Annotated in this window: 4 protein-coding genes; 3 read left to right on the top strand and 1 reads right to left on the bottom strand. The window is 72.2% G+C overall.

Going from position 1 to position 5555, the window contains the following annotated elements:
- Positions 1 to 116: 116 nt before the first annotated feature.
- On the bottom strand, positions 117 to 239 hold the full coding sequence (gene ykgO / locus SPI96_RS07185) for a type B 50S ribosomal protein L36 (protein ID WP_321081688.1): 123 nt from the start codon (positions 237 to 239) through the stop codon (positions 117 to 119).
- A gap of 57 nt (positions 240 to 296) precedes the next feature.
- On the opposite strand from ykgO, the gene SPI96_RS07180 reads away from it, so the two are divergent.
- From SPI96_RS07180 to tyrS, 3 genes are all read left to right on the top strand, one after another.
- Positions 297 to 1334: a hypothetical protein gene (locus SPI96_RS07180; RefSeq protein ID WP_321081687.1), complete on the top strand. Its 1038-nt coding sequence runs from the start codon at positions 297 to 299 to the stop codon at positions 1332 to 1334.
- Between the two features lie 108 nt (positions 1335 to 1442).
- Positions 1443 to 3734, top strand: a complete 2292-nt coding sequence (locus SPI96_RS07175; protein ID WP_321081686.1) for a HelD family protein — start codon at positions 1443 to 1445, stop codon at positions 3732 to 3734.
- 129 nt (positions 3735 to 3863) lie between these two features.
- Positions 3864 to 5204 carry a tyrosine--tRNA ligase gene (tyrS, locus tag SPI96_RS07170; protein WP_321081685.1) on the top strand — a complete coding sequence of 447 codons (1341 nt, stop codon included), beginning with the start codon at positions 3864 to 3866 and terminating at the stop codon, positions 5202 to 5204.
- Positions 5205 to 5555 lie beyond the last annotated feature (351 nt).

Here is a 5555-nt window from a genome sequence, read left to right as displayed (position 1 = left end):
CCCTCTGCGGGGGCGGTCGTTGCGCGGGGGGGGGGGGGGCGCCTCTGGGGGCGGGCGGGGGGGCGGGTAGATGGGGTCGCCGGGCCCCCGCGCCGTCGTCGTCTCTGTGGGCGGTGTCAGCCCTGCCGCGCCTTGATGCGCGGGTTCTTCTTGTTGATCACGTAGGTGCGGCCGCGGCGGCGGACCACCTGCGAGCCGGGCAGCGCCTTGAGGGCGCGGAGCGAGTTGCGGACCTTCATGGTTCCTCCTGGGGTCGGCTCCTGTGGGAGCGTCGAGCATGTGCGAGACTAACCAATATGAGAACGGATCGCAATAAATCCTCCTGGGCGGACGCGCCCGTCCCGGTCGTCGGGGTCACCGGTCCCGACGACGGCCTGCGCTCGGCCTGGGCCGGCGCCCTGGCGCGCGCCACGGCGGGGGTGCTCCTCACCGCGGACCGCTTCCACGCGGACGTCGACGCCCTGCCGCGCACCGCCCGCCTGCTCGCCCATGTCCCGGCTCCGGCGCCCACCCTGGTGGTCGTGGAGGTCGGGGCGGAGCACTCGATGCTGGACGTCATCGGCGAGTGCACGGATCCGCAGACGGGTGTGCGCCTGATGGCCGCCGTCCTCGTGGCGGACCCGGACGAGGCCGTGGCCCGGCTGGACGTGGGGGACGCCCGCTCGGTGGCCCTGCTGGACGCGGTGGAGGCGTGCACCCACCACGCTCTGACCCCGGGCTCGGACGCCGCGTTGGCCGTGCTGGCGGCGCTGCAGCCCACCGCCGTGCGGGTCGAGGGCCTGCCCCACCTGCTGGGCGGGCCGGGGACGCCCCTCGGTCTCGACGGCGCCGAGCGGATCCTGGGACCCCTGACCGAGCTCGGGGCCGAGCGAGACGAGGCCGGCTGGGTGCGGGTGCTCAACGACGAGTGGCAGCCCCCGGCTCCGCTCACCGGTGCCGCCTGCCGCCCGGGGCACGTCACGGTGTTCCGCCACGAGAGGACCCGCCCCCTGCATTCGCGCCGCTGGGAGGCCCTGGCCCATCGGTGGGGCGGGAGGGTGTCCGAGGGGGTCGGTCTGCGTGTGGCCGGGCTGTGCAGGATCGGGACGCACCCGGCGGCCACCCTGCGCTGGGACCAGGCCGGCCGTCATCTGGGGCTGCACGTGCTGGCGGAGGACTCGCTGGAGGTGGAGCCGCTCGCGGAGGGCGAGCCGGTCCCGGAACCGCTCTGCCTGGGGCACGATCTGGCCGTGTTCGCGTGGGGCGAGGGCTGGGACGAGGCCGCCATGCGCGCCGAGCTCGACGCCGCGGCGGTCACGGACGAGGAGTTCCTCGCCGGCCCGGACGCCTGGTAGGCAGGACACCGGCGGTTCATCTGGGCGGCCCTATAGTGGATGGTCCCTTTCTCGCCCCGCACGGCCCGCCACGGCGGTCCGGACGGCCCGTCCCCGAGGTTGCCGCCGATGACCGAGACCGCCTCCCCCCGTCAGTCCGAGCTCGCGCTCGAGCGTGAGCGCGTGGCCGAGCGCTACGCCCGCCTGGACGAGCTCCGGGCGGAGAAGGAGGACCAGCTGCGGCGGGTGCGGCGCTCGGGCCTGCAGGGCTCGGTGCAGAACCACTCCGAGCGGGACGCGTTCGCCACCCTCTACGAGGACCGCCTCGCGCAGCTCAACGCCGTGGACGACCGTCTGGTGTTCGGTCGTCTTGACCTCGACCCGGAGGGCGGCGTCCCCGGGCAGACCCGCTACATCGGTCGCATCGGTCTGACGGACGAGGACCAGCGCCGGCTGCTGGTGGACTGGCGTGCTGCCGAGGCGGGGGCGTTTTACCAGGCCACCGCGGCGCACCGCCGGAACGTGCGCTTGCGCCGTCACCTGATGCTCCGCGGCCGTGAGGTCCGGGACTTCGAGGACGAGGTGCTGGATCCCACCCTCCTGGAGGAGGCCGGGGCCGCGGTGGCCCGGGGCTCCCAGGGCGCCCTGCTGGCCGCCGTCACGGCACGGCGCACCGGCCGTATGGGGGACATCGTCGCCACCATCCAGTCGGAGCAGGACGCGATCATCCGCTCCGAGGCCTCGGGTGTGCTCGTGGTGCAGGGTGGGCCCGGCACCGGCAAGACGGCCGTGGCGTTGCACCGGGCCGCCTACCTCCTCTACACGCACCGTGACCGCCTGTCCCGTTCGGGGGTGCTTGTGGTCGGCCCGTCGACGGCGTTCATGCGCTACATCGAGCGGGTGCTGCCCTCGCTGGGGGAGTCGGGGGTGGTGATGGCCTCCCTGGGCACCCTGTTCCCGGGGGTCGCGGCGGTGCCGGAGCAGGACGCGCAGGCGGCAGAGATCAAGGGCCGGCCCGAGATGGCGGAGGTGGTGGCCGCCGCCGTCGCCCAGCGGCAGCGCCTGTACACGGAGCCGCGCCGGCTGATGGTGGAGGGCACCGCGGTCAAGCTCAAGCCGTCCATGGTGCGCCGTGCGCGGGATCGTGCGCGGGCCACCGGCAAACCGCATAACGAGGCCCGGGTGACGTTCGTGAAGATCCTGGTGCGCGAGCTCGCCGAGAGGCTGCGCCGCAAGCTGGAGAAGTCCTCCGGGGCGCCCGTGCAGCGTGATCTGCTCCTGGAGGACGTGCGGACCTCCCGGGATGTGCGGGTGGCGTTGAACCTGGCGTGGATGCCGATGACCCCGCAGCGGCTCATCGGGGAGCTGTTCGCCAAGGAGCCTCTGCTCCGTGCGGCGGCGCCGTGGCTCTCGGACGAGGAGGTCGCGGTGCTGCTGCGGCCGGCGGACGCCCCGTGGACGGAGGCGGATGTGCCGCTGCTGGACGAGGCGGCGGAGCTGCTGGGCTCCCTGGAGGACGTGCGCCCGGTGGGGGAGTCGGAGGCGCAGCACCGCAGGAATGTGGAGAACGCGCAGGCATCCTTGGAGAACATGCACCAGACCCTGGTGGACCTCGGGGTGGACGGTGTGGTCGACGCCGAGCAGCTCGCCTCCGCCAACGAGGTCCAGGCGGTGCGGCAGACGGCGGCGGAGCAGGCCGCGCACGATCGCACCTGGACGTTCGGGCATGTCGTGGTGGACGAGGCCCAGGAGCTGACCCCGATGCAGTGGCGGCTGCTGGCTCGGCGGGCCCCGTTGAAGTCCTTCACCGTGGTCGGGGACATCGCCCAGTCTTCCCGCCGGGATGCCCCCGGCTCCTGGCGGGAGGCGCTCGGCGCCGAGTTCGGCGGGCGTGTCCGGCTGGAGGAGCTGAGCGTGAACTACCGCTCGCCCGCGCGGATCATGCGCTGGGCCGCGCAGGTGGCCCAGGGGGCCGGCGTCGAGGTGGAGACTGCCCGTGCGGTGCGCGAGGGTGACCACGCTCCGGTGCTCACCGCTGTGCCCGGCGGGGACCTGACGGATCTCGTGCTGGAGACCGCTGATCGGGAGCGCTCCCGCGTGGGCGAAGGCCTGATCGCGGTGATCGTCCCGGCCGGGCGGGTCGACGCCGTCCTGGCCGCCCTGCGCGAGCGGTGGGGGCAGGAGGCGGTGGACCGTGCCCCGATGCCTGGGGTGGAGGTCGTCGTGCTCACCGCGCGCGAGACCAAGGGGCTCGAGTTCGACGCGGTGGTGCTCGCCGCCCCGGAGCAGGTGGTCGCCGACGCCCACGGGGTGGTCGGGGACCTCTACGTCGCCATGACCCGCTGCACGCAGTCCATCAGCGTCGTCACGACGGCGGCCCCGCAGGACCTCCCGGCGGGTCTGAGCCCCGTCCCCGCCTGAACAGTGCCTGCTTGAACGGCTCCCGCCTGACCGATGACGGCGATCCACGTCCACCTGGACGACGCCGGCCCGGGCGACACCCGCGCGTCGCCCGCGCCCGCGGCGGGCACCGGTGGGTAGGGTGGAGGTGTGGCAGCCGACACCGAGACCCGAGCAGAGGGCCTGACCGTTCAGGCCAACGACCCGACCTTCGAGAACATCTGGCAGGAGCTCACCTGGCGTGGGCTCGTCCACGTGTCCACGGACGCCGCCGCGTTGGAGGAGGCCCTCAGCGGGGAGCCGATCAGCTACTACTGCGGCTTCGACCCGACGGCGCCCTCGCTGCACCTGGGCCACCTGGTGCAGCTGCTGCTGATGCGTCGCCTGCAGCTGGCCGGGCACCGCCCGGTGGCGCTGGTCGGTGGGGCCACGGGCCTGATCGGCGATCCGCGTCAGACCTCCGAGCGCGTGCTCAACACCCGCGAGGTCGTCTCCGAGTGGGTCGAGTCCCTGCGTGCCCAGATCGAGCCCTACCTCTCGTTCGAGGGGGAGAACGCCGCGCGGATGGTGAACAACCTCGACTGGACGGCGCAGCTGAGCGCCCTGGACTTCCTGCGGGAGATCGGCAAGAACTTCCGGGTGGGCACCATGGTCAAGAAGGAGATCGTGGCCAAGCGCCTGAACTCGGAGGAGGGCATCTCCTACACGGAGTTCTCCTACCAGGTGCTCCAGGGCAACGACTTTCTCGAGCTGTACCGCCGCCACGGGGTGACGCTGCAGTCCGGCGGCTCGGACCAGTGGGGGAACCTGACCTCCGGCACCGAGCTGATCCGCAAGGTGGAGGGGGCCTCCGTGCACGCGCTGGGCACCCCGCTGATCACGAACGCGGACGGCACGAAGTTCGGCAAGTCCGAGGGCAACGCCATCTGGCTGGACGCCGCGATGTGCTCGCCGTACGCCTTCTACCAGTTCTGGCTCAACACGGCGGACGCCGATGTGGTCGACCGGCTCAAGGTGTTCACGTTCCTCACCCGCGCGGAGATCGAGGAGTACGCGCGCAAGGTGGCCGAGGAGCCGTTCCGCCGGGAGGCGCAGAAGCGGCTCGCCTGGGAGGTGACCTCCCTGGCCCATGGGGCCGAGGCCACGCAGAAGGTCATCGATGCCTCGGCCGCGGTGTTCGGGGGAGGGGACCTCTCCGAGGTCGACCCCGACGTGCTGCGTGCGGTGCTCGCCGAGCTCCCGCAGGCGGACCGCTCGGCCTGGGCGGGGGAGGGGCGGACCGTGACGGCGGTCGAGCTGCTCGTCTCCACCGGCCTGGTCTCCTCGAACTCCGAGGCGCGCCGCACCATCAAGGACGGCGGTGCCTCCGTGAACAACGTGCGCATCGCCGACGCGGACCAGGTATTCGGTGCGGAGGACGCGCTCGCCGGCCGGCATCTGCTGGTGCGCCGGGGAAAGAAGAACATGGCGGCCGCCGAGCTCGACGTCTGAGCAGGCTGGCCGGTCAGCTGACTGTGACCGAGGTCATGGCGGCCAGCTGCCGGTGGAGGAGCCTCTGACGCGAGGCCCAGGACCCCGCCACCCGCATGATTCCGCGGGTGACGGGGTCTTCTCGTGGGGGAGGAACCCCCGATTTTGCGTTCGGGCTCGGGTGTGTGTAGAGTTCTTTCTCGTGCTGAGGCGCTGATCGGAGAGATCCGGTCGGTGGTGTGAGTCGCTGGGAACGGTGTTCCTGGTTCACGCGGCATGGGTTTCCCGGTGACGGGGAATTCACTTTTCTTGAATGGATGATCTGGTTCTTGACTGGTCGTTGATGTGTGGTAGGGTTGCGGAGCTTCCTTG

Origin of the sequence: Micrococcus sp. (assembly GCF_034179925.1) — a bacterium.
Taxonomy (GTDB): domain Bacteria; phylum Actinomycetota; class Actinomycetes; order Actinomycetales; family Micrococcaceae; genus Micrococcus.
Note: the sequence above shows the minus strand (reverse complement) of the source record. Positions and strands in the feature narration are given on the sequence as shown.